The 25,214-nt window shown below is 43.8% G+C and carries 20 protein-coding genes and 1 other RNA gene; 14 read left to right on the forward strand and 7 right to left on the reverse strand.

Features of this window, described 5'->3' with window-relative positions; all coding sequences use genetic code 11:
* From LJ707_RS00005 to LJ707_RS00015, 3 genes are all read left to right on the forward strand, one after another.
* Positions 1 to 916: RHS repeat-associated core domain-containing protein (locus LJ707_RS00005; RefSeq protein WP_304610893.1), on the forward strand; the 916-nt coding region annotated here is incomplete at its 5' end.
* A 1-nt stretch (position 917) separates the two neighbouring features.
* Positions 918 to 1,556, forward strand: coding sequence for a hypothetical protein (locus tag LJ707_RS00010; protein WP_228948669.1), 639 nt, complete (start codon positions 918 to 920; stop codon positions 1,554 to 1,556).
* The gene (locus LJ707_RS00015; protein ID WP_228948670.1) at positions 1,549 to 2,208 is read left to right on the forward strand and encodes a hypothetical protein; all 660 of its coding nucleotides are present in this window, start codon (positions 1,549 to 1,551) and stop codon (positions 2,206 to 2,208) included. Before LJ707_RS00010 ends, LJ707_RS00015 begins: the two co-directional genes overlap by 8 nt.
* Positions 2,209 to 2,964: 756 nt before the next feature.
* On the opposite strand, the gene ssrA is transcribed toward LJ707_RS00015, so the two are convergent.
* Both ssrA and LJ707_RS00025 read right to left on the reverse strand, forming a co-directional pair.
* Positions 2,965 to 3,333: a transfer-messenger RNA gene (ssrA, locus tag LJ707_RS00020) on the reverse strand.
* Positions 3,334 to 3,486: 153 nt separating this feature from the next.
* On the reverse strand, positions 3,487 to 4,686 hold the full coding sequence (locus LJ707_RS00025) for a pyridoxal phosphate-dependent aminotransferase (protein WP_228948671.1): 1,200 nt from the start codon (positions 4,684 to 4,686) through the stop codon (positions 3,487 to 3,489).
* A gap of 98 nt (positions 4,687 to 4,784) precedes the next feature.
* Between LJ707_RS00025 and LJ707_RS00030 the strand changes: the two genes are divergently transcribed.
* The 4 genes from LJ707_RS00030 (at position 4,785) to LJ707_RS00045 (ending at position 9,130) form a co-directional block, all read left to right on the forward strand.
* Complete coding sequence (locus LJ707_RS00030) at positions 4,785 to 5,357, forward strand: TIGR00730 family Rossman fold protein (protein ID WP_228948672.1); 573 nt, start codon at positions 4,785 to 4,787, stop codon at positions 5,355 to 5,357.
* A 100-nt stretch (positions 5,358 to 5,457) separates the two neighbouring features.
* Entirely contained in the window at positions 5,458 to 5,820 is a 363-nt protein-coding gene (locus tag LJ707_RS00035) for a VOC family protein (protein WP_228948673.1), read from the forward strand.
* A 149-nt stretch (positions 5,821 to 5,969) separates the two neighbouring features.
* On the forward strand, positions 5,970 to 8,303 hold the full coding sequence (locus LJ707_RS00040) for a TonB-dependent receptor domain-containing protein (protein WP_228948674.1): 2,334 nt from the start codon (positions 5,970 to 5,972) through the stop codon (positions 8,301 to 8,303).
* Between the two features lie 5 nt (positions 8,304 to 8,308).
* Positions 8,309 to 9,130 carry a DUF4249 domain-containing protein gene (locus LJ707_RS00045; protein WP_228948675.1) on the forward strand — a complete coding sequence of 274 codons (822 nt, stop codon included), beginning with the start codon at positions 8,309 to 8,311 and terminating at the stop codon, positions 9,128 to 9,130.
* Here LJ707_RS00045 and LJ707_RS00050 read toward each other — a convergent pair.
* Complete coding sequence (locus LJ707_RS00050) at positions 9,124 to 10,110, reverse strand: chitinase (protein ID WP_228948676.1); 987 nt, start codon at positions 10,108 to 10,110, stop codon at positions 9,124 to 9,126. The two genes, LJ707_RS00045 and LJ707_RS00050, sit on opposite strands and share 7 nt — an antisense overlap.
* Positions 10,111 to 10,191: 81 nt before the next feature.
* Here LJ707_RS00050 and LJ707_RS00055 point away from each other — a divergent pair, with 81 nt between their 5' ends.
* From LJ707_RS00055 to LJ707_RS00065, 3 genes are all read left to right on the forward strand, one after another.
* Positions 10,192 to 10,740: a cob(I)yrinic acid a,c-diamide adenosyltransferase gene (locus LJ707_RS00055; protein ID WP_228948677.1), complete on the forward strand. Its 549-nt coding sequence runs from the start codon at positions 10,192 to 10,194 to the stop codon at positions 10,738 to 10,740.
* Between the two features lie 86 nt (positions 10,741 to 10,826).
* Positions 10,827 to 11,048, forward strand: a complete 222-nt coding sequence (locus LJ707_RS00060; RefSeq protein ID WP_002996718.1) for a DUF2795 domain-containing protein — start codon at positions 10,827 to 10,829, stop codon at positions 11,046 to 11,048.
* 127 nt (positions 11,049 to 11,175) lie between these two features.
* Complete coding sequence (locus LJ707_RS00065; RefSeq protein ID WP_228948678.1) at positions 11,176 to 11,322, forward strand: lmo0937 family membrane protein; 147 nt, start codon at positions 11,176 to 11,178, stop codon at positions 11,320 to 11,322.
* 45 nt (positions 11,323 to 11,367) lie between these two features.
* On the opposite strand, the gene LJ707_RS00070 is transcribed toward LJ707_RS00065, so the two are convergent.
* Together LJ707_RS00070 and queA are read right to left on the reverse strand one after the other, a co-directional pair.
* Entirely contained in the window at positions 11,368 to 12,054 is a 687-nt protein-coding gene (locus LJ707_RS00070) for a 2-C-methyl-D-erythritol 4-phosphate cytidylyltransferase (protein ID WP_228948679.1), read from the reverse strand.
* Between the two features lie 93 nt (positions 12,055 to 12,147).
* Positions 12,148 to 13,197, reverse strand: a complete 1,050-nt coding sequence (gene queA / locus LJ707_RS00075) for a tRNA preQ1(34) S-adenosylmethionine ribosyltransferase-isomerase QueA (protein WP_228948680.1) — start codon at positions 13,195 to 13,197, stop codon at positions 12,148 to 12,150.
* Positions 13,198 to 13,360: 163 nt separating this feature from the next.
* On the opposite strand from queA, the gene LJ707_RS00080 reads away from it, so the two are divergent.
* Together LJ707_RS00080 and LJ707_RS00085 are read left to right on the forward strand one after the other, a co-directional pair.
* Positions 13,361 to 14,608: an ABC transporter permease gene (locus LJ707_RS00080; protein WP_228948681.1), complete on the forward strand. Its 1,248-nt coding sequence runs from the start codon at positions 13,361 to 13,363 to the stop codon at positions 14,606 to 14,608.
* Between the two features lie 24 nt (positions 14,609 to 14,632).
* On the forward strand, positions 14,633 to 15,169 hold the full coding sequence (locus LJ707_RS00085; protein WP_228948682.1) for a DUF3347 domain-containing protein: 537 nt from the start codon (positions 14,633 to 14,635) through the stop codon (positions 15,167 to 15,169).
* Positions 15,170 to 15,183: 14 nt separating this feature from the next.
* On the opposite strand, the gene LJ707_RS00090 is transcribed toward LJ707_RS00085, so the two are convergent.
* Entirely contained in the window at positions 15,184 to 18,432 is a 3,249-nt protein-coding gene (locus tag LJ707_RS00090; RefSeq protein ID WP_228948683.1) for a PAS domain-containing sensor histidine kinase, read from the reverse strand.
* A gap of 153 nt (positions 18,433 to 18,585) precedes the next feature.
* On the opposite strand from LJ707_RS00090, the gene LJ707_RS00095 reads away from it, so the two are divergent.
* Positions 18,586 to 19,854: a citrate synthase gene (locus LJ707_RS00095; protein WP_228948684.1), complete on the forward strand. Its 1,269-nt coding sequence runs from the start codon at positions 18,586 to 18,588 to the stop codon at positions 19,852 to 19,854.
* Between the two features lie 54 nt (positions 19,855 to 19,908).
* Here LJ707_RS00095 and LJ707_RS00100 read toward each other — a convergent pair whose 3' ends face one another.
* The gene (locus LJ707_RS00100; RefSeq protein ID WP_228948685.1) at positions 19,909 to 21,804 is read right to left on the reverse strand and encodes an ATP-dependent DNA helicase RecQ; all 1,896 of its coding nucleotides are present in this window, start codon (positions 21,802 to 21,804) and stop codon (positions 19,909 to 19,911) included.
* Between the two features lie 73 nt (positions 21,805 to 21,877).
* Between LJ707_RS00100 and LJ707_RS00105 the strand changes: the two genes are divergently transcribed.
* On the forward strand, positions 21,878 to 25,117 hold the full coding sequence (locus LJ707_RS00105) for an amidohydrolase family protein (RefSeq protein ID WP_228948686.1): 3,240 nt from the start codon (positions 21,878 to 21,880) through the stop codon (positions 25,115 to 25,117).
* The last annotated feature ends 97 nt before the right edge of the window (positions 25,118 to 25,214 follow it).

Consider the following 25,214-nt stretch of genomic DNA (forward strand, 5'->3'; position numbering starts at 1 on the left):
CTATGATGCTGCGTTAGGCCGGTTTATCGCTGTTGACCCTATGGCCGAGGCTACTGAATCCATGACGATGTACCAGTATTCAGCTAATAACCCTATCATGTTCAATGATCCCTTGGGGGATAAGCATATTTCGAGTGCCTACCCTGTTGAAATGCCTGAACCGCTTCAAATCCTCGGGATTTTTCGTAGTACTGGACGTATTTCAAGGGAAATGTATTGGAGTGGTGTTGAAGGTGCTTTCATTAAAGAAGATTATGATCCGTTTGCTAAATCAGGTGATTATTCGGAATTTTGGGGACAGTTCTTAGATAAATATAGTAACTGGCAAGGAGAAACACTTAATTTAGATTTTAGTGATTTAAAGGTAGGTACTAATAACGGTCAAACAACTTATCGTTATAACACTACTTACATTGATGGTAATGCCGTGGGTGTTACCGAACATACTATAAAGGTAAATGCTGCTTATCAGGGGGGAATTGGGCCAGGAAAGTTAGGGTATGCCGATCCTTCATCTTTTAATCTTGGCAAGGTCGGGGATGCATTTGTTACCAATATTACTAATCCATATACAGTTTATGAATCTATTGATGTGTCTATATACCCATTAAGATTAACATCGCATGAAGCAGCCGTTTCCTTACCAAGCCTTTATGTGCAAGTTAGAAATAGAGGGTTAGAACAATCGCAACGAGCCATTGCGCGGGCATGGGATTTAGCTAGAGATGTGGTGCGGCGAGATAACATTGAGGGATTTTTTGATACAGATCCGTTAAAAGCAAATCAAGTATTTGTTTCTCAGTTCCGATCATATCTGAAGGATTTTTTTGGTGGAAAACCAGTGGTAACTATTTCGCCTTTCAGGGGAACTATTCCGGAAACAACAATAAAATATCTTCCAATTAGAACGTATTGAAATGAAGTATATCGATATTTACGAATGTATTATTAAATATTACCCATTAGGTATAAATGAGTTAGAGCCCATTTATCAGGAATATATTGGATATAAATTATTGCAAGAACTGTGTTATGAAAAACTTAATTCTGTTAAATCAAACCAATGGGTAAAATTACTATCAGATTTAAAGACTTCATTCTCTTCTTTTATTTGTGTGAGGGATGAAACAGAATCAATAGAGCCGTCATACAGCTGTTCATTGATTTTATATCAGAGTAAAATAGGTAATATATTATATCAAAAAGAAATACGCCTGCATATTAGTGTGTTAAGTCCTTTTTACACTGTATTTGGCTTAGATACAATACGAATTTATGATACTTATGATAATGTAGTTATGGAAACTCAACCAATATTGAGTGTCTCGCCAATTGACGATTATAAAGATTCACTTCCACTGGTTCGAGATATAGTAAAAAATATATATCCAGAACTCTCCTACGTGCCATTTTATTATTTGAAGAAGCGGGTTAAAGCATTGTCAGTAGCTGGTGTTAGCGTACCTGAAGGCAGTGGCGCCAGTGTTTTTCAGGCATTATTTACAAGTGAAGATATAGTAAATTATAAACTTCGAGGGGACATTAATTATGAATAAAATGCAACCACTAATCGTTTTTATGCTAATACTTTCGGCATGTAATCAAAAAAGCTTTGTAGATAAAAGAGAAAAGAATATGACAAACAATAATGGATATGTAGAAAATGGCAATTCTGCTATTGATATTTTTTCTAAAGACTTGAATAAAAAAACTCAAATGCTGTTCTCTAACAAGGATATCATATTAGTTGGCCTGAATAATGAGCCATATGCCTTATTTGCAAGTACAAAGTTTGAGATATCAAGTCTTCCACCTGGAATTTCAAATAACCTGTTTCAAATAAAAAGGGTATTGTTGAAGTCCTCATTTCTGGGTAATCAAATCAACGAATTACAATTTATTGAACCTTGGCTAGCCTATTTCCATAAAGTAGAATACTTAACATTAGATCATATTAAATTAAAAAATCTAAATGTGATAAAGAGTCTTCCTTTGAAATATTTGATATTAAGCGATATTGCATTAGAGAATCGAGGTGAAATAATAAATGAATTTGGCAACTTGAAAACTTTAAAATATATTGCTCATAGCAGTTTATTCACACCGGCAGAGATAATAAAAATAAAAAAAGATCTACCGGATGTAAACATACTATTAGAGGCAGATTTCAATCGAAAAGTTGAAAAAGGAGAAATTGAATCGGATTGATACAGTATAGATGTATAAAATATACGTATATCTGTTAATGTGGTTGTGGTTTATGGTGCAAGTTGTTTTTGTGTCACAACAATTTACTTGCCCTACCGCCGGTGGCGGTAGGGTTAGCAAACCTGCGCGACTTGGTTTGCTAATTTGGCTACATAGGTAGTTTACTATTTCTTAATCATAAAGAAAACTTTTATTTACCATATGGTGCCTCTTTAAAAGCAATTCATCTCGGACTTGGTTTTCCACGCCATTACATTCCTGCAATTGAAACGTTAATCAAAGATACTCCAATCAAACTATATACATTAATTTATGAAAATGATGAATATAAAAGATGGCGATTAAGTCGGAAAGAAGGGAAGCTTTGGACTTCAAACGATGATTAATAGTAAGTATTAGCGTTAGGTTTGGCAGCGAAACCAGCCGATCTTTTTGTAACTGTTTTAAATTACGCAAGTTTAACACGTTACATCTGATGAATTTGTGTCAGTTTTTTGCTATTACAAAACTGCCACTATTCTGCCACAAAAAATTTGAGCACTTTTGAAAGATTTGTGAATGCCTGTAAACCAAAAACTATTAAATCCGCTAATTATCAAAAGTTTAGCTCTGTTTACAGATGAAAATAAGTGTAATTTTAGAAAAGATGGATTCGAACCCTCGAGTACTACTGTTTATTTATAAATATCTTATAATCAACGAATTAAAATAATTCTAATAGCATAAAAAAACCGAACTTTAGGTTCGGTTTTCTTTCAGTGGAGCCGGAGGGATTCGAACCCTCGTCCAAACATGGTATAAGGTAAGCTTTCTACATGCTTAGCTTCTGTTAAATTGTCGGGAAGGGGAAGGTCAGTTGCTTACCTGTACCGTCTTCCGTAGGTGCTTTATCTCGCCTGCTTATCACACCCTAAGCTGGCCAGTTCCGTTTTTCGATGCCCCGATTGCCGATTCAACAGAACGGAAAACCGGCGGGACAAAAGCTATGCTAATTCTAAATTAGGCAGCTAAGGCGTAGTTATTTTCGCCATTTGTAAGTTTGAGCGTTCAGATTAAAGCGCTAATTCACCCAACGCGCTGCATGCTTACCTACTTATCTCCATCCTGTCAATTCCGGTCGACCCCATTTTTAATTGAAGTTACCATTGCCATATGCAGTAGTAGCTTGCAAATATACACAATTTATATGCCGCAGTTTGTTAAAATTTGCAGTTGGCAGTATTCAGTTTGCAGATATTGTTTTAGTGCTTAACTGCATACTGCCAACCGCAAAGTGATTTAATTAGTTCTACCCGGATAAACCTTCAACGCCTGCTTCAAACAAACCATGGCCTGTTTCAGGTCATCATTGTTTAGCACATAGGCTAAGCGTACTTCGTTAAGTCCGGTACCCGGGGTACTGTAAAAACCCGTGGCCGGGGCCAGCATCACGGTTTGGTTGTTGTATTCAAAGCTTTCAAGCAGCCATTGGCAAAACTTGTCGGCATTGTCTATCGGCAGGCGGGCAACTATGTAAAACGCACCGCCGGGGGTGGGGCAGTAAACACCTTCCATGCTGTTAAGTGCATTTACCAGGGTGTCGCGGCGCGATTTGTATTCGGCATTCACCATCTCAAAATAACTGTCAGGCGTATCTACCGCTGCTTCACCGGCAATTTGTTCTACCATGCCGGGGCTTAAACGTGCCTGGGCGAATTTTAAGGCCGTTGTCCAAACGTCTTTATTTTTGGTGATGATGCAGCCTAAACGTGCACCGCAGGCGCTGTAACGCTTGCTCACCGTATCCAGTACGATCACATTGTTTTCTAAACCCTCCAGGTGCATGGGTGATATAAACTCACGGCCGTCATAACAAAACTCACGATAAGCCTCATCGCACAATAAATACAGATCGTACTTTAAGCAAAGTGTTTTTAATGCTTCAAGTTCTTCACCTGTGTACAGGTAACCTGTTGGATTATTGGGGTTACAGATGATGATGGCTTTGGTTTTATCCGTAATCAGTTTCTCAAACTCACTGATAGGCGGCAGGGCAAAATCATTTTCAATGTATGATAAGATGGGTTTAACCACAACATCGCCCTGGCTGGCAAAGCCGTTGTAGTTGGCATAAAAAGGTTCGGGGATGATCACTTCGTCGCCCGCGTCAAGGCAGGTCATCATGGCAATGGTAATCGCTTCAGATCCGCCGGTGGTTACAATAATATCCTGTGTGCCGATGCCATAACCTAATTTATTATAGTATTCAGCCAGCTTTTTACGGTAGCTTAAAGTGCCTTCAGATGCTGTGTAGGCCCAAATGTTAAAATCAATGTTCTTAACAGCGTCAAGCATCCCGGCCGGGGTTTCAATATCGGGCTGGCCAATGTTAAGGTGATATACTTTTTTACCCTCCTGTTTTGCCTTATCGGCAAAGGGGGTTAGTTTACGAATAGGCGAGGCGGGCATACGCAGCCCTTTTTGCGAAATTTTTGGCATCCGCAAAAGTACAAAAATCTGTTATGCGGTAAAGTAACATTCTGTTTAAACTGGCAAAGCGTTAATAGCTATCTTCGCTGCAAATATTTGTTATAAAAATGAAAGCTGTTTGTGTGTATTGCGGAGCCAATTTTAATGGCGATACTAATCTGTTAAATGCTATTGAAAGCCTTGCCCAATATTTTGTTGATCATGATATTACGCTGATTTTTGGTGGCGGTCGTGTAGGGGTGATGGGTTTAATTGCCGATGCGGTGCTGACTAAGGGAGGCAAGGCCATAGGTATTATACCGCAGTTTTTGGCAGATAAGGAGGTGGCCCACACAGGCCTTACCGAGCTGCATGTAGTACAAACCATGCACGAGCGTAAGCAACGCATGATTGAACTTAGCGATGGCATCATCGCGTTACCGGGCGGCATGGGTACGCTCGATGAATTATTTGAGGCGATTACATGGTTGCAGCTTGGCTTGCATAAAAGCCCGGTAGCGATATTAAATATTAATGGTTTTTACGATATGCTTTTAAAGCAGCTCGACCTGATGGTTGAGCAAAAATTCATGAAACCGGCTAACCGTAACATGATATTATCATCAGGCGATGTTAGGGATTTGATGGATGCTATGCAAAATTTTGATGCCGCGCCCGAAGAGGTTTGGTTTAAAAAGTAATTATTGTCCGTTTTGCCCTGTTATAATGTTGTTTATACCCCCTTGTTTGTGATGCAATAAACCAATAGCTTTAGCACATACAAAAATCTATAACACCACTATGGAAAAATTAGTAACAGGTTTTGGCGGTTTCTTCTTCAGGGCTAAGGATGCAGGTACGCTTGGCAAATGGTACGAAGAGCATTTGGGTATTAACTCCCTGCAAAGCGGCGAAACCTGGCAGCAACAAGCAGGCTCAACCGTTTTTATGCCCTTTAAGCAGGATACAACTTATTTTGGCAGCCCCGCGCAGCAATTTATGATCAACTTCAGGGTTACCGATCTGGATGCTTTGCTGGCGCAGTTAGCAGAAAAAGGTGTACGTATCGACGAAAAAAAGCAGGACGATGAATACGGTAAATTCGCCTGGATATATGATCCGGAAGGCAATAAGATAGAGCTTTGGCAGCCGGTAGCCGAATAGTGTTGTTACAAAGTAAAGTGTAGGTTAAATTTGGCTGCCGGTAAGTTGATTGCAATTTTTTTGTAACAAAAAGTTGACTGTTGTATCAAAAAACTCCGCATACTTGCGTTATACGTACAACATACATCAACTTTACCTTACTGCCGTTCATGCAAAAACGACACTTTTACTACCTTACATTAATCATTAGCTTACTGTTCGCACTTCCTGTATCGGCGCAAAAGCGTTATACGGTTAGCGGCACTGTGCGCGATGCTCAAACCGGCGAAACGCTGATAGGCGCTACCGTCCGCATTCAAAACGCATCAGCACAATCGGCAGCGGCTACAAATTCCTACGGTTTTTATTCGCTTACCAACACGGCAGGCGAATATACGTTTACCATCACCTACACAGGCTATCAGCAGGTTACCCAAACAGTTAACCTTACTGCCGATACCAAGCTGAATATCGACCTGAAAAGCGGTTCGGAACTTGCCGAGGTTGTAGTTCGCGCTACTGACCGTAAGAACGAGAACGTGCGCAGCCCGCAGATGGGTTTGGATAAGCTCAATATGAAGGATCTTGACAATATCCCGGTGATATTTGGTGAGAAAGATGTATTGAAAACCATCCAACTGCTGCCCGGCGTAAAATCAGGCGGGGAGGGTACCACGGGCTTTTTTGTACGTGGCGGCGCTGCCGATCAGAATTTGATTTTACTGGATGAGGCTACCGTATATAACTCATCGCACTTGCTGGGTTTCTTCAGTACTTTTAATGCTGATGCTATTAAAGATGTAAGCCTGTACAAAGGCGGTATGCCATCACAATACGGCGGCAGGCTATCGTCGGTACTGGATGTAGTAATGCAGGACGGTAATAACAAGGAGTTTGGTATGCAGGGCGGTATCGGGCTTATCGCCTCACGCCTTAAAGCCGAAGGGCCAATTGTTAAAGATCGTGGCTCGTTCATGATCAGCGCGCGCCGTACTTATATTGACCTGCTGCTGCAAGCCTCGCCGGATTCATCGGTGAAAGGCAACACCCTCAATTTTTATGACATCAATGCCAAAGCCAATTATAAATTTGATGACAAGAATACCCTCTACGTTTCAGGCTATTTCGGGCGCGATAACATCGGCATAAAGGATCTGTTTGCCAACCAGTGGGGCAATACTACCGCTACCATACGTTTAAACCATGTGTTTAACAGTCGGTTATTTTCAAATACCAGCTTTATATTCAATAAGTACAACTACAGCATCAGTTTATTGGATGATGATAACAACGCCAACGTTACTTCACTCATTCGCGATTTTAACCTGAAGGAGGACCTGCAATATTTTAGCGATAAGCATACCATACGTTTTGGGTTTCAGGGTACGCACCATCGCATAGCACCTTCAGAGATCACTACGGATGGGAACTCCAGTTTTAACCCACTTTCTATCGAGAACAGGTATGGGTTGGAGATGGCCGCCTACGTGTCTGACGATTGGAAGCTGACCGATAAATTCAACCTGTTATATGGTTTAAGGCTGAGCAGTTTCTCGCTGCTTGGCCCCGGCACATTTAATACTTATGATGCCGATGGCGATGTAGCATCGGCCACAAAATATGGCAGTGGCGAATTTGTAAAAACATACTTTAATCTTGAGCCGCGCTTATCATTAAGCTATAGCCTTAACGAGGAGAATTCGGTAAAAGCCGCCTATAACCGCAATACCCAAAACATACACATACTTACCAATGCCAGTACAAGTTCGCCAACAGATCAGTATGTGATGAGCAGCAATAACATACAGCCAGAGATAGCCGACCAGGTGGCTATTGGGTACTTTAAAAATGCGAAGGATAATACTTTTGAATTCTCTGTTGAAACATACTATAAATGGCTGCAAAATCAGATAGAATATAAAAATGGCGCGCAACTTATTGCTAACGCCAATGTAGAATCGGAGTTGTTATATGGCAGCGGCCGTGCTTATGGTTTAGAACTCTACACCAAAAAAACCAAAGGCAGGTTAACCGGCTGGATAAGCTACACGCTATCAAAAACCGAGCGTAAGTTTGACGGGCTTAATGATGGCAATTACTTTCCGGCACGGCAGGACCGTACACACGATGTGGCCCTGGTAGGTATTTATAACCTGAGCAAACGCTGGTCGGTATCAGCAAATTATATATACAGCACTGGCAACGCGGTAACCTATCCGGCAGGAAAATATAATGTTGGCGGCCTTACTACCTATTATTATACCCAGCGTAATGCCAACCGTATGCCCCATACCGAAAGGCTTGACCTGAGCGCCACACTAAAGGCTAAGGAAACCAAACGTTTCCGCTCAAGCTGGTCGTTTAGTTTATATAACGCGCTTAACCGCAAAAACCCGTATGCCATCCAGTTCCGTGATAAAAAGGATGATCCCAACCGTACCGAGGCTGTGCAGATAGCTTTGTTTGGTATCATCCCGTCGGTAACCTGGAATTTTAGCTTTTAATATTTATGAAAATAACATACATACATTTTTTAGGAACATTGATGCTGGCTGCAATCGGCCTTACATCATGCGAGAAGGTGATCGATGTAGATATAAAGGAATCGGCCAGCCAACTGGTAATTGAAGGTACTGTGGTTGATGATGCTGATATGCAAACTATCAAACTCTCGCGCTCGGTATCCTATACCGAAGATAATACTTATCCGCCGGTTACAGGCGCGCAGGTAGTAGTTACTGATAGCCAGGGCAATGAGCATGATTTTGTAGAGCGCATACCCGGCGTGTACATCAGCTCATTTAAAGGGCAGCCAAATATAACGTATACCATGCGGGTAAAGGTTAACGGGAATGACTATACCGCCCAATCAACTATGCCACGCCCGGTAGAACTCGACTCGCTGAGTGTAACCGAAATTACCTTTGGCGGTGAAGACCGCAAGGTGGTGGCCGTGCACTATAAAGACCCGGCAGACGAGGTTAATCAATACCGGTTTGTTATGTGGGTTAACGGCACGCAAACCCGCCGTGTATATGCCAATAACGACAGGCTAACCAACGGTAACGATGTTAAAGATCAGCTTTTTTACAGCAGCGATGATGATAACGAAGAAATAAACGATGGTGATGTGGTAGAAGTAGAAATGCAAAGCATCGATGAACCGTTATATAAATACTGGGTAACCCTGGCCGACCAAAGCCAGAACGGGCCGGGCGGTGGTGTAACGCCAGGTAACCCACCTACCAATGTCAGCAATGGAGCGTTGGGATATTTTAGCGCCCACGTATCACGCAAAAAAACAATTACCATACGCGGAAATGGTCAGTAAGCGTAGGCTTGCATACTGCCGCATGAGCATGCGCAATTATTGTCGGCAGCGCCAAGTTGTTTTAAAAAGTGCCGGTAAAAACCTATACGGTCCTGCATATTGGTTTGCCCGTCGCCTTTACCGCATTCTACGGCACCATTAACAATATTGATAGTACTGCCAAAGCCTGGTACACGGCCTTTAGCTTTTTCAGTTGTGGCAGGCTGCCATTTGCCGCATATGGCATCATGCGCTGATGGTTTAGGCGATTGCGGTGTCATCCAAAAATAAATAGCCGTTTTAAACGCCACTACGGCATCCTGTTCTATCAGTTCGGGATTATTCAGCAGGGTTTCCTTATTGCCGAATATGCAATGCGAGGCATAGCCATAGTTGCCGTTGTAGCTTAGTTGTAACGGCCCTCGGCCGTAATATTTTTTGCCTTTTACAGGTGGGTACTCGTCATTAGGCACCACGTAAGGCAGTGTGGTGTCAGCCTCGGTTTTCAGCATCAGGCCATCATTATACTTGCCGTTAATGCCATGGCGGGTTTCATGGGCTATATGGGCGAAAAAGGCAGCCACTTCACGTTTGTTGATGGCGGCATCCTTTTCGTTACAAAACAAGCCGTAATCAATATAATAAACACTATCGGGCTTTGAGCGGGCCCAATCTTCATTGAAGCCCTCATCCTGCCTGGTAACGGTGGTTTTACCGGTCTTTTTATCGGTACGTGCCATTTGCAGGGCTTGATAGGCGCGCCTGGTGATCTTTATTTTAATGGCTGCCATCTCATCAATCGCCTGCATAAAAGCTTTGTATGTATAAAATCTATCCCGGTTAGGAAACAGCGCGTTAAATTGCTGCTCGGTTAACAGGCCGGATTGTTTTGCGTCAGATAGTTTTGTAGTACCGGCAGATCGGTTGCCACAGCTAAAGCTGAGCGCAATAAGCAGCAGGGGGATCAGTATAAATGGTTTGAACGGCGCTTGTAGTGTCATGATGGTTAAATGTAAACATTTGGCAAATTATTCACATTGATAATAATAACAGCTTGTAAATTGTTTAATTGCACCATTGTTATGAAAATTTATACTAAAACGGGCGATAAGGGTTATACATCATTAATTGGCGGTACACGGGTGCCCAAACATCACCTGCGCATTGAAAGTTATGGTACCGTTGATGAACTTAACTCCTATATAGGGCTCATACGTGATCAGGCTATTAATACGCACTACCAGGACGTGCTTAAAACCGTGCAGGACAGGCTTTTCACCATCGGTGCTTCGCTGGCCGCTGACCCTGAACGTTCAAAAATGGTACTGCCCGATATTAATGAAGGTGATATTGAGCAGCTTGAACTTGAGATTGATGCCATGAACGAAATATTGCCGCCCTTAAAACATTTTATATTACCCGGTGGTAGTAATGCCGTATCATTTTGCCACCTGGCCCGTTGTGTATGCCGCCGTGCCGAGAGGGTTGTGGTGCACCTTGCAGATGAAAGCAGGGTGGATGATAAGGTAATGGTTTACCTGAACAGGCTGAGTGACTACCTTTTTACCCTGGCGCGCAAGGTTGGGTTTGATGCACAGGTGCCTGAAAATCAATGGTTACCAAGAGAATAAAAAATGTGAAAAAAAATATTGATAATCAATTTTAAAATATTATACTTTTGCGAAATTGTTAATAACATTAAAAAACCTATATAGATATGTATTGGACACTTGAACTTGCTTCGCATCTGGAAGATGCACCATGGCCGGCTACTAAAGATGAATTAATTGATTACGCTATACGCTCGGGCGCCCCGGTTGAAGTGATCGAGAACTTACAGGCACTTGAGGATGATGGCGAACCGTATGAAAATATTGAAGAGATTTGGCCTGATTACCCTACAAAAGACGATTTCTTTTTCAACGAAGACGAATATTAAAAGCTGCTGATCAGTATTTAAACCTTTTGTAAAGTTATTTTAAAAAAATCAACACTTTTTGGAATGATTTTAGTTTGATAGATATTAACAATACTATTTAAACATTTATCAACTAAAACTTAATAACATGAGAGGTTTATTGTACATTATCGCAGTCATCCTGGTAATAGGCTGGATATTCGGATTCTTTTTTAACCACGCGGGCAGTTTGATCCACGTACTTTTAGTGATCGCGATCATCGCTTTACTATTAGGCGTTATCAGGCGAGCGTAAATTCTTAAAAAAGGATTATAGCACATACATAAAAGCCATTCCTGTTTACGGGGATGGCTTTTTGCTTAACAGTATTTCGGCAATGGCAATATCAGCAGGGTAGGTGATCTTGATATTGGTATCATTCCCTTCAACCAGGTTAATGGTATAGCCTGCCGCTTCAACCACGCTGGCATCATCAGTAAAACTATCGTTGTAGGGCTGTTGGTAAGCCTCCTGTAATTGCCGGTAGGTAAATGTTTGGGGTGTTTGTACAAGGTATATCTCATCGCGTACCAAAGCGGTTGATAAACCATTCTTAACCCGCCTTACGGAATCGCGGCTTTTAACGGCCACTACGGCATTACCATGCTTTTGGGTATGCTGGTAGGCGTGGTCTATCACATCGGGGCTTGTAAGAGGCCTGACAGCATCGTGCACGGCAATCAAAGCATCTACATCATCAACCGTATCAAACCCATTTTTAACCGAATGGAAGCGTGTGCTGCCTCCGGCTACTACGCTGTGCGGTACGTTAAACTTATGCCTTTCGCAAAGGCCGGCCCAGTAAGCATGAAAATCGGGGTGCATCACCACTATAAGCCGGGGTTTAGCGGCGCTGTTGCTAAAAGCCTCCAATGTGTAAAACATCAGCGGGCGGCCGTTAAGCAGTAAAAATTGTTTCGGCAAAGCCGATTGCATACGTGTGCCCGATCCTCCGGCTACTATTATGGCGTAATTTGTTGCTTGCATATTTTAAACCGGGCTTTAGCCCATGCAAATATGTGTAAACAAAAAAAGAGAGATGGTACACATCTCTCTTTTTTATCGGTCAATTAAAAAATATTATATGATCAGCATGGCATCGCCGTAGCTGTAAAAGCGGTATTTCTCTTTAACGGCAACTTCATACGCGTTCATTACATGCTCATAGCCACCAAACGCGCATATCATCATCAACAAGGTCGACTCCGGTGTATGGAAGTTGGTGATCATTGAATTAGCGATGCTGAACTCGTACGGCGGGAAAATGAATTTGCTCGTCCAGTCGTTAGCTGCTTTAAGCGTTTTATTGGCCGATACTGATGATTCAATGGTACGCATACTGGTGGTACCAACGGCACAAACACGTTTTTTACGCTCAATACCACGGTTTACAATATCAGCTTGTTTTTGCTCGATGATAAATTGCTCCGAGTCCATTTTGTGCTTGGTCAAATCTTCAACCTCTACCTGGCGAAAAGTGCCTAAACCAACGTGCAATGTCACCTCCGCAAATTCAACACCTTTAAGTTCAAGGCGTTTCATCAGTTCGCGGCTAAAGTGTAAACCGGCAGTAGGGGCGGCTACGGCACCTTCGTTTTTAGCGAAAATGGTTTGGTAGCGCTCTTTATCTTCGGCAGTGGCTTTGCGTTTTATGTATTTAGGCAGTGGTGTTTCACCTAATATCTCTACGTTACGGCGGAATTCCTCATCAGTACCATCAAATAAAAAGCGGATAGTGCGGCCTCGTGAGGTGGTGTTATCAACAACCTCGGCTATCAGCAGGTCGTCATCGCCAAAGTAAAGCTTGTTACCAACGCGAATTTTACGTGCCGGATCAACCAAAACGTCCCATAAACGCAGCTCTTTATTCAATTCGCGCAGCAGGAAAACTTCGATGGTAGCGCCTGTTTTTTCTTTATTTCCGTATAAACGGGCAGGGAATACCTTGGTGTTGTTCAGGATCATAACATCCTGATCGTCAAAATAATCCAATACGTCCTTGAATATCTTATGTTCAATTTTGCCTGTTTCGCGGTGCAGCACCATCAACCTTGACTCGTCGCGTTTTTCCGACGGCGTATGGGCTACTAATGATTCGGGTAAATTGAATTTAAACTGAGATAATTTCATATTATATTCTTATTGGATTTTCAGGGCGCAAATGTACGAAAAAATTTATTAGTAATGTTTAACAGATAATTAGGTGCTTTTGTGTGAGCGATATGCACAAATTAATTTAAATTTATTGTAACCAAATGGATGGGCGTATGTCTAAAAACCAATAACTGCCATTATGCTATTTTTAAAACTGTTTCGCGAGAGCTTTTTGTTTGCTTATGATGCCCTTACGCAAAACAAACTGCGCACACTGCTATCCTTATTGGGGGTAACTATAGGTATCTTTACCATCATCGCCGTATTTTCGGCGGTTGACACATTGCGCAATAACCTGCAAAGCAGCGTAAACAAGCTGGGTAACAATAGTATATACATCCAAAAATGGCCATGGATATTCGGCAGCGATTACCCGTGGTGGAAGTTTATACAACGCCCTGTGCCTAATATGCACGATTATGAGGAGCTTAAAAAGCGCAGCCAAACTGCTGCCGCAGTATCTTTTGAGATATATATTGACAGCCGGAAGGTAAAATACAAAAGCAATACGGTTGATGGCGCTACACTATATGCCGTATCTCACGAGCATGCCGAGGTATATAATTACGAGTACCAGGATGGCCGCTATTTTACCGATATGGAATCGCGCTCGGGTGCGCCGGTTACCGTTATCGGGTACGAGATAGCCAGCCACCTTTTCCCGGCGGGTGATGCCATGGGCAAGCAGATCAAGATCATGGGGCGATATGTTACCGTGATAGGCGTGTTTAAAAAGGAGGGAGATGACATGCTGGGTATTTCGGCAGATAAAGAGGTTTTACTGCCGCTCAACTTTTGCCGCAACCTGATAGATATTAAATCTGAAAAATACCAGCCGCAAATTGTGGTAAAGGGCAAAACCGGCATAGCCGAGGAGGAGGTGGAAAGCGAGTTGCGCGGTGTAATGCGCTCTATACGCCGTATTGGCCCCGGTAAGGAAGATAACTTCGCGCTTAATAAATCAACCCTGTTATCTAACCAGTTAGATTCGTTGTTTGGTATAATCAACCTCGCGGGTTTGTTTATCGGCGGTTTTTCAATACTGGTGGGTGGCTTTGGTATAGCCAATATTATGTTTGTATCGGTTAAGGAGCGTACCAATATCATCGGTATACAGAAATCATTGGGGGCTAAAAACTATTTCATATTATTGCAGTTTTTAATTGAAGCCATAACACTGTGCCTTATGGGCGGGGTTATTGGTTTGATGTTGGTATACCTGGTATCGCTGGCTGTAAAAGGAGCTGCTGATATTGAAATTGTGATCGGAACGAAAAACATTATGATAGGTGTGTTCGGATCATTAGCTATCGGTATAATTTCCGGAATTGTTCCGGCGCTTAGCGCGGCCAGGCTTAACCCGGTAGATGCCATACGTTCAAACTGAAAGGCTGTTAAACTCATCCCCAAAATGAAAAGATACTTTATTACAGCCGCCGTTGCCGCCATGTTTATGGCCGCGGCCTGCAACCAAACACCTTCAAAACAATCGGCAGAAGGTACCGAAAATACAACCCTTGCCGATACCGCCGCTTTGGCTAAAGCAACAGACCCGGATAAGAACAACGTGTCTGAAGTGTTAACCTCATACATCGCGTTAAAAAATGATCTTGTTAAGTCAGATGGTGCGGCGAGCAAAAAAAGCGCCGCTAAACTGCAGCAGGAACTTATTGAGGTTAAAGGCTGCTCAGAAGCGGCAACCCTGGCAGGTGAAATTGCCGCTACCGATAAGGTTGACGAACAGCGTAAAGCGTTTTTAACGCTGAGCAAGGATGTGATCACACTGGCTAAGGGTATTAAAACCGGCAAACCATCATTTGTAGCTTTTTGCCCGATGGCCAATGAGGGTAAGGGCGGCTACTGGCTGTCAGAAGCTAAAGAGATAAAAAACCCGTATTACGGCGATGCCATGCTTGAGTGCGGTGAGGTAAAAGAGGAGTTGCAATAAACTCCTCACCATATTTACACACGTGGCTTACGGTGTTTAGCTACTTTTTCAAAAAGGGTTTCGGGTAAAAAGGGTTTGGTGAGGTAATCATCCATGCCGGCATCAAAAGCCTTGTTGTAAGTATCCGGCATGGCATCAGCCGTAAGGGCGATAACGGGCACATCAGGATGATTTAGCTTGATTAAGCGTGTGGCCTCAAACCCGTCCATCACCGGCATTTGCAGGTCCATAATAATCATGCTGTAAGTTTTCTCTCCAGTCATTTTAACAGCTATTTCGCCATTAGTGGCCTCATCAACATTAGCGCGCCATTTGCGCAAAAACTTCGACGCGATAAGCAGGTTCATCTTATTATCATCTACCACCAGTATATGTACATCGCTCAGGTCATGAGAGAGTGCCTGTGCGGGTGTGCTTTGCGTAGCTAAAGAGTTATCAGGTACTACTTCAAAAGGTATCTCAATAGTGAATTTTGTACCTGTATTGAGCGCGCTGATCACATCAATACTGCCTTTATGCAGGTTTACCAACCGTTTTGTTATAGCAAGCCCAAGGCCGGTACCCCCAAAGGTATTTTGGTGGTGCATATCCTGCACAAAGGGGTCAAATATATCGGGCAGGCTTTCCGGCGCTATACCTATGCCGGTGTCCGTTATCGAAAAATGTATGTTAGCCGTATTCTCAGTTTCATTATTACTCTTATCAACCTTGATGGTTACGCTGCCCTGCTGGGTAAATTTAATACTGTTGCTTATCAGGTTATTCAGTATCTGGCTCAGGCGTACAGGGTCTGCCATTACCTGATCGGGCAGCAAGCTGTCTGTTATCAGCTTTAGTTCAATACCTTGCTGGCTTGCCCGCGGCAAAAATGATTGCCATATGTTTTGGGTAAGCTGCTTTAAATTTACAGGCTGTTTTATGAGGTTAAATTTGCCTGCCTCTATTTTATTATAATCAAGTATATCATTAATAATGGCCAGCAGGTTATCGCCCGAGAATTTGAGGGTATGCAGGTATTCCATCTGCTCGGGCTTAGGCTCCTCAACCAATAGCAGGTTAGTGATGCCGATAACCGCGTTCATCGGGGTGCGTATCTCGTGGCTCATGGTAGACAGGAAATCCGACTGGAATTTAGACGAACGCTCTGCATCCTCCTTGGCTGAGATTAATTCCTCCGTGGCTTTTTGGCGGCTGGTAATATCTTCACCTATCGATGTTATTTCAATCAGGTTACCATGTTCATCAAAGCTTGTGGTATTTTGCCAGCTTACAATTGCCAGGGTGCCATCACTGCAAATAACCGGGTTTATGTAGTGCGTTTCATAATTGTTATGTTCAAGCCAGCCGTTAAGCGTTGGCCTGAATTGTTCGGGCACAAAGTTGTTCACCCAGTTTTGGCCTATAATTTCATCAGCATCGTAACCTAATATGCCGGCCAGGTGGCTGTTGCAAAACGTTACAATGCCAGCGTCGTTTACGGTTAAAGCCGCCAGTTTAACCCCTTCAAGCACCAGTCGGTATTTGTTCCGGGTACGTTCAGATTCAAGTTCGGCTTTTTTACGTTCAGATATATCCTGAAGCGTGCCTATAATTTTGCGCAGGGTGCCATCGCGGCGCATAACCTTGCCCACAATTAAGCTCAAATGCTTAATGGTGCCGTTTACTGTTATTCGGTATTCAAATGAACGACCAATGGCCAGCGATGGTGTTTTTAACAGCTTGTGCAGCAACTGGCGGTCGTCCGGATGTATGTGTTTGAAAAACTGTCGGATAAAGCTTTTTAACGCTCTTTCCCTGTGGTTTATGTTGTATATGTTAATAATCTCGTCAGACCAGGAAAAGGTGCTGGTTGCAAACTCAAATTTCCAGTTTCCTATCTTAGCTATGGTTTGCGCCTCAATCAGTTCGGCCCGGCTTATTTTGGCCGATTTTTCGGACAGGCGTATCTCCGTAATATCCTGTATAACACCCGAAATTCGTTTTAACCTTCCATCGTCATATTTAATGGTTTCACCGCAAATTATTTTAATGTATTTAAGGTTGCCTTTTTCGGTAATGAGTTTGTGTTCAAATGTTTTATATCCATCCTTACCTAAATGCTGTAAAAAGTAATTAGTTGCCGCAATGTCATCAGGGTGAACAAGGGATAGGTAATATTCCTGGTGCGAAAATCCTTCAGGTACAGTGCTTACCTCTAATATATTATAAGCGTTTAACGACCAGTAATTCTCGGCCGTTGTATCATCATACCACCAGTTGGCCATTTTAGCAATACTTTGTGCCTCAAGCAGGAGCTCCTGGTTAGCTTGCAGTGCCTGTTCATAATCCTTTTGGCTGGTAATGTCAGTTATCGCTACAGAAATGCGGCCGGTATAATTAGACTGCCTGTCATACACCGGACTTATTTTGGCCGAAAACCATTTATTTATCCCAAAAATTGATCGGAACTCAACAGAAGTGGCTTCGTGATTATTAATCACAAAATCAATGGCGTTTGATAATGGCCGGCTTTTTTCTTTATCCACCAGGTCGGCCATCCGGTTATCAAAAAATATATTCGGATCAAAGTGAAGTTGCTTTTTCTCATTGTACCAAATATTTAACGTCTTGCGGTTCTCATCAATCTCAAATACAATATCGTTAATGGAATTGATAAGCGAATGGAGCTGGTTGCGGCTATCGCGCAGTTTTTGTTCGCTATGCACCAGCGAGTGGTTGGTTTTGGTAAGGTTATCAACCGCTTTTTTAAATTTAAGCCGGTACACCATCCGTACTATAAATATTATGTACCCGGTTATGGTAAACGCTACAAGCAGGCCACCTAATGATGCCGCGCTGATAGCTGGTTGTGCGGTGTTAAGATAGGCTGCAACTATAAAAATAAAGTTTAACGCGGTGATAGATACAAACTCATATTGCTTGGTGCACAAAAATGCCAGGCCGGTAAATATCATCAGCGAACTGAATATGTAGAGCGGGCTGAAATAGGTATGGCTTAATAACCAGTAGTTGTTAATTAAAAGATGTACAAAAATGGTTAGGTATAAGCCCGATCTGAAATAAAATTTATTTTTAATGAATGACAAGCTGATAGCTGCCAAACAGGTTGCGCTGCTGAAGAGCCTGAGGTACAGAGAATCGGCAGGGTTTTGATGGCACAGATAGTAAAGAGCAGGGCTGGCTATGCATAAAGCCAATAACAAAAGCCGGTATATACTCCTGTCATTATGTATCAATAATACAAGCCTGCTGTTGAGAGACATCTGTCAGTTAATAGTCGAAAATTATTAAACTTATAATATAAACCAAAGGTTTGCGTAATGTGTTAATAAAACATAAAAATTACATTACAAAACCTTTGTAGCCGATAATAATACACAGATTTATTTACATTTGCTGCACTTACATTTTTTTCTATGTCAGAAATTGCACAACTAATTATAGGCGATAAAACGCACGAACTACCGGTAATAACGGGCTCTGAAGGAGAGAAGGCAATCGATATCTCGAAGCTTCGCGATCTAAGCGGATATGTAACACTTGATATTGGGTATAAAAACACTGGCGCCACAAAAAGCGCCATTACTTTTTTAGATGGGGAAAAAGGTATACTTAAATATCGCGGATACTCAATTGAAGAACTTGCCGAAAAATCAACCTTTATAGAGGTTGCTTACTTATTGATATATGGCGAATTGCCAACCGCCGAACAATTAAAGGATTTTCAGTACCTGCTGAGCCGCCATACGCTGGTGCACGAGGATATGAAGAAATTTTTTGACGGCTTCCCGCAGCGTTCACACCCGATGGGGCAACTGTCATCACTGGTATGTGCCATGTCGGCCTTTTATCCTGAATCATTAAAATCAAACCAAACTACCGAGGAGGTTAACCTGAGCATTGTTAAAATGCTGGCAAAAATGTCAACCCTGGTATCATGGATATACAAAAAATCATTAGGCCACCCGTATATCTACCCTCAAAATAAATATGATTACGTTACCAACTACCTGCACATGACCTTTGGCCAGCGTACCGAGCAGGTGGAGATTGACCCGGTAATTGTAAGCGCCATGAACAAGCTGCTTATTTTGCATGCCGATCACGAGCAAAACTGCTCAACATCAACGGTGCGTATCGTAGGCTCGTCTGATTCAAATATATATGCTTCCATATCAGCCGGTATATCTGCGCTTTGGGGCCCGCTGCATGGTGGTGCCAACCAGGCCGTTATTGAGATGCTGGAAAAAATACAGCAGGATGGTGGCGATACCGATAAATGGATAGCCAAGGCAAAGGATAAAAATGATCCTTTCCGTTTGATGGGTTTTGGTCACCGTGTGTACAAAAACTTTGACCCTCGCGCCAGGATCATCAAAAAAGCATGTGATGATCTGTTAGAGAAACTGGGTATTAATGATGAGGTGCTTGAAATAGCCAAAAAGCTGGAAGAAGTAGCCTTAAAAGATCCATACTTTGTTGAGCGCAAGCTTTACCCTAATGTGGATTTTTATTCAGGTATTATTTACCGCGCATTAGGCTTCCCTACGGATATGTTTACCGTGTTATTCGCCCTTGGCCGTTTGCCGGGATGGATAGCCCAGTGGAAGGAAATGAAAGAGAACAAAGAGCCTATAGGCCGCCCGCGCCAGATATATGTTGGCGAAACCGACAGAAGCCTGTAAAGCTTCAGTATCAGATAAGATAACAACAAAGCCTGCACATGCAGGCTTTGTTGTTTATACATAATACCGTTCCCCATCGCCCTTTATACGCCCCGAATCAAGCAACTCGCGCAGGGCACCGATCTTTTGGTTATCATTACCTTTTTTTAATGAGGAGATAAGGGTGTGGAGCGTTAATGGCTCAATGCTTACCAACTGCAATATCTCATCAGCAAGCACCTCGCCAATGTTCTCGCTATCGCGTATGCGTTTTTCTTCGAGGCAAACATCACAAACACCGCATTTGCGGGCATCATCCTCATCAAAATAACCCAGCAGCATTTGGCTGCGGCATTTTTTGTGGGTAGCGTAGGCTAACACGGCCTCTACCTTGTTGCGGTAAATTTTTTTTCGCTCTTCAATATAAGCCTTGTTAATATATAACTCAGCGGCTTGCAGGCGGGGTTTAAGGTAGGTGATCTGCGGCTGGTCGGTTTGTTGCAGGTAGTTGATTATCTTATAATCCTGCAATTGTTTCATACCCTCAATAACCTGCTGTACGCTCATGTTGGTACGGCGCGCCATGTCAAACTCCTTAATGCGCACGTAATTATCGAACGAGCCGCCGTATGATCGCAGTAAAGTTTTAATAAAAAGGTCCCAGCCGTTATTAGCCACCTGGAAGCCGTATAATGCAGCATTGTCAATAATAAACCTATACCTCGATGGCAGGTACACACTCTCGTTAAATGACAGGTATTCATCCTGCTCCAAAAATTTAAGGGCGTTAAGCGTTTTAAATATATCGAGATTAAAGCGGTTGCAAAAAGCGGTTATGTCAAAATCAAAGCTCAGGCCCGCGCCCGCGCTATAGGCTATCTGGTACTGATTGGCCAGTTGATGGTAAACCAGCTTTATCTCATCAACAGAAGGAAAGCTGGTTTCAAACTTGCGCTCTTGCTTATAACGGTCGTTATTATTGTATAGCAGTACACCATAGGCTTTTTGCCCATCCCGACCGGCGCGACCGGCTTCCTGGTAATAGGCTTCAAGGCTTTCGGGGGCATCCTTATGTACCACGAATTTTACGTCTGGCTTATCTATACCCATACCGAACGCGCTGGTAGCCACTATAACACGTATGCGGTTATCCTTCCATTCCTGCTGATGCAGCGCGCGCTGATCCATCGGCATACCGGCATGGTAGTTGGCGGCGGATACGCCGTTGTCGGTAAAAAAGCGGGTAAGCTCCACGGTTTCCTTACGGCTGCGCACATACACAATGCCGCTGCCGCTAACACCATTGGCAATGCTGAGCAGTTTGCGCAGCTTATCCTCGGTATGCTGTACCACGTAGCTTATGTTAGCGCGTTCAAAACTTTGCTGAAATACTTTGCAGCCGGGTTTAAACAATAATCTTTCCTTAATATCCTCCTTAACATCAGCGGTGGCGGTGGCCGTAAGGGCCAGCACCGGTACGTCAGGTTTTATTTCCCGCAGGTCGGCAATGTGCAGGTACGGCGGCCGAAAATCATAACCCCATTGCGATATACAGTGCGCCTCGTCAATAGCGATCAGGTTAACCTTCATGTACGATACCCGCTCGCGCACCAGCTCAGACAGTAGGCGCTCCGGCGAGAGGTACAAAAATTTTACCGGCCCGTAAATACAGTTATCAAGCGCGATGTCAATCTCCCGCTTACCCATGCCTGATACGATGGCCACAGCCTCAATTCCTTTGGCTTTCAGGTTCTCTACCTGGTCCTTCATCAGCGCTATAAGCGGCGATACCACAATGCAGATGCCTTCCATAGCCATGGCCGGCACCTGGAAGCATACCGACTTGCCACCACCCGTTGGCAGCAGCGCCAGCGTATCGTTACCGGCCATTACCGAATTGATAATATCCTCCTGAAAAGGCCGGAAGGTATCATGTTTCCAGTATTGTTGTAGTATGCTATGTATTGTCATGCAAATATGGCAAAGCTAAAAACTGTAAAGTGTTTCAATATAATTAAATTCGTGGCTGTAATAATTTGACCTTATGAAAAAAGTTTACCCCTTTGTTCTGCTTATCCTCTTAAACCTGTGTGCCAGCGCGCAAAAATGGAACGTTGAGAATACATCAGGGCAGCCTAAAAAAGTAAGTATTACTACTGATGAGGGCACCTGGATGAATGTTGACGTTAGTCCTGACGGCAAAACTATAGTTTTTGACCTATTGGGCGATATTTATAGTATGCCAATAACCGGCGGCCGCGCAACCATACTGGCAGGTGGCAGGGCATGGGAGGTACAGCCGCGCTTTAGCCCGGATGGTAAATTTATATCCTACACCAGCGATAAAGAAGGGGGAGACAACATCTGGATCATGAACAGTGATGGAAATAACAAGCACTCCATCACCAAAGAAAATTTCAGGTTATTGAATAACGCTTCATGGTCGCCGGATGGTAACTACCTGGTTGCTCGCAAGCACTTTACGGCAAGCCGCTCATTAGGTGCGGGTGAGATGTGGCTGTATTACCGTACCGGGGGTGATGGCGTTCAATTAACCCGGCGCAAAAATGATCAGCAGGATGCGGGCGAACCGGTTATCTCTCCGGATGGTAAATATGTTTACTGGAGTGAGGATGTTACACCCGGCCCGTTTTTTCAATATAACAAAGATCCCTATCCTGGTATTTATGCGATAAAACGTTTAAACCGCCAAACCGGCGATATTGAAACCGTTACAGGTGATGCCGGTGGTGCCTGCCGCCCGCAGCTATCGCCTGATGGTAAGCTGATGGCTTTTGTTAAGCGCGTTCGCCTTAAATCGGTAATGTATCTACGTAACCTCGAGACTGGTGAAGAGTGGCCGGTGTATGACAGCCTCTCGCACGATCAGCAGGAAACATGGGCCATTTTTGGTGTTTATCCCAACTTTAGCTTTACACCCGATAGCAAGAATATTGTTTTTTATGCCAAAGGCAAAATATGGAATCTTGATATAACCACGCTTAACGCGGTACAGGTGCCTTTTGAAGTAACATCACAACAGATCGTATCCGAATCATTGCACTTTACGCAAAAGGTATTTCAGGATGAATTTACCGTGAAGATGATACGCCAGCTAACCACCTCTCCTGATGGTAAACTGGTGGCTTTTAACGCCGCGGGCCATATCTATATAAAAGAGTTGCCTAACGGCAAGCCGCAACGCATAACCAATACCGCCGATATGGAGTATGAGCCAAGCTTTAGCCCCGATGGCCGCACGCTGGTGTATGTAAGCTGGACAGATGAGCTGAAGGGCGGCATCAATAAAATTGACCTGGTTACCAAGCAGGTTACCCGCCTAACGGTTGATAAGGGTTTTTATTACTCACCAAAGTTTAATAACAAGGGCGATGTGATCGTATTCCGTAAGGGAGAGGGCAATCAGGATCTGGGATACGCTTTTGGTACCAACCCGGGTATTTATGTAATGGCCGCGGCAGGCGGTACGCCAAGGCTGGTGCTTGATAACGGTATCCGCCCGCAGTTTTCACCTGATGATCAAAAAATATATTATCAGAGCAGTGAGGATGGTAAAAAGGCATTTAAGGTGATGGATATGTTTGGCGGCAACAGGCATACATTGTATACCTCAACTTACGCTACGCAATTCAGCCCCAGCCCCGATGGTAAGTGGATGGCTTTTACCGAACTGTATAACTGCTATATAACACCCATGACGCAAACGGGTAACCCGCAGGAACTATCAGCAGGTAACAGGGCATTGCCATTAAATAAGTTAACACGCGATGCAGGTACGTACTTGCATTGGAGCAAGGACAGCCAAAAGCTGATGTGGACGCTGGGCCCTAAATACTATGCCCGCGATCTGAAAGCGGCTTTTCCTTATAATGATGCCAACCCGGATAAAGCTCCGGCAATTGATACCAATGCTACTGCCGATATTGGCCTGAAGCTGAAAGGTGATGCGCCGACCGGAAAGATCGCCTTTACCAATGCCCGTATCATCACCATGAAGGGCGAAGAGGTGATAGCGCAGGGTAACCTCATTGTGGTAAATAACAAAATTACAGCCGTGGGCAAATCGGCAGATGTGCAGGTGCCTGCCGATGCCAAAGTTTACGATATGACGGGTAAAACCATCATTCCGGGCCTGGTTGATGTACATGCCCACCTGCATACCAGCCCGGATGGGGTAACGCCGCAGCAGGATTGGAGCTATTATGCCAACCTGTCATTCGGCGTAACTACCTCGCATGATCCGTCAAGCAATACCGAAATGGTGTTTAGCCAGAATGAAATGCTGCGCGCCGGCCTGATGGTAGGGCCCAGGGTGTACTCAACAGGTACCATACTTTACGGTGCCGATGGGGATTTTAAGGCTGTTATAAATAGTTTGGATGATGCGCGTTCAAGCCTGCGCCGGTTAAAGGCGGTAGGCGCGTTCTCGGTTAAGAGCTACAACCAGCCACGCCGCGAGCAAAGGCAGCAAATTATTGAAGCCGCCCGCGAGTTGCAGATGGAAGTGGTACCCGAGGGTGGATCGACGTTTTTTACCAACATGACGCAGGTGATAGACGGGCATACCGGTATTGAACATAACATCCCGGTTTACCCGGTTTATAAGGATGTGCGCAGCCTGTGGAATGCTACCAGGGTGGGCTATACGCCAACGCTTATTGTAAGCTACGGTACACAGTTCGGCGAGAATTATTGGTACGATAGGTCGGAAGTTTGGAAGAACGACCGCCTGATTTCGTTCACGCCGCCATCATTGGTTGACGCGCGCTCACGCAGGCGTACCACTGCTGAGTATGGCGATTACGGGCATATTGATGTAGCCAAAGCAACTAAATACATTGCTGATGGCGGCACCAGGGTTAACCTGGGCGCGCACGGGCAAATGCAGGGCATTGGCGCCCATTGGGAGCTGTGGATGCTGGCACAGGGCGGCATGTCGCCGTTGCAGGCTTTAAGGTGCGCTACCATCAACGGCGCATCGTACCTGGGTATGGATAAAGAGATCGGATCCCTGGAGGCTGGCAAACTGGCCGACCTGGTAGTACTGGATGAAAATCCGCTGGAAGATATCAGCAACAGCGAAAGTATAAAATATGTAATGCTGAACGGAAGGCTATATGATGCCGACTCGATGAACGAGATAGGTAACCGCGAAAAGCCCCGCCTGCGTTTTTGGTGGCAAATGGGTCGCGGCGGCGATATGCTCAACCTGCCGGTAAACAATACCGAGACTTATTTATTTGGTACGCAGGATTGTGATTAATGTAACATTATAGTGTAAAGAGGCCATCCATTACCCGAGGGCCTTTTACACTATTGAATAATTGGGTATGTTTATATCATCATCTTTTACTGTAAAC

This window comes from Mucilaginibacter sp. UR6-1, assembly GCF_020880975.1.
Classification (GTDB): Bacteria; Bacteroidota; Bacteroidia; order Sphingobacteriales; family Sphingobacteriaceae; genus Mucilaginibacter.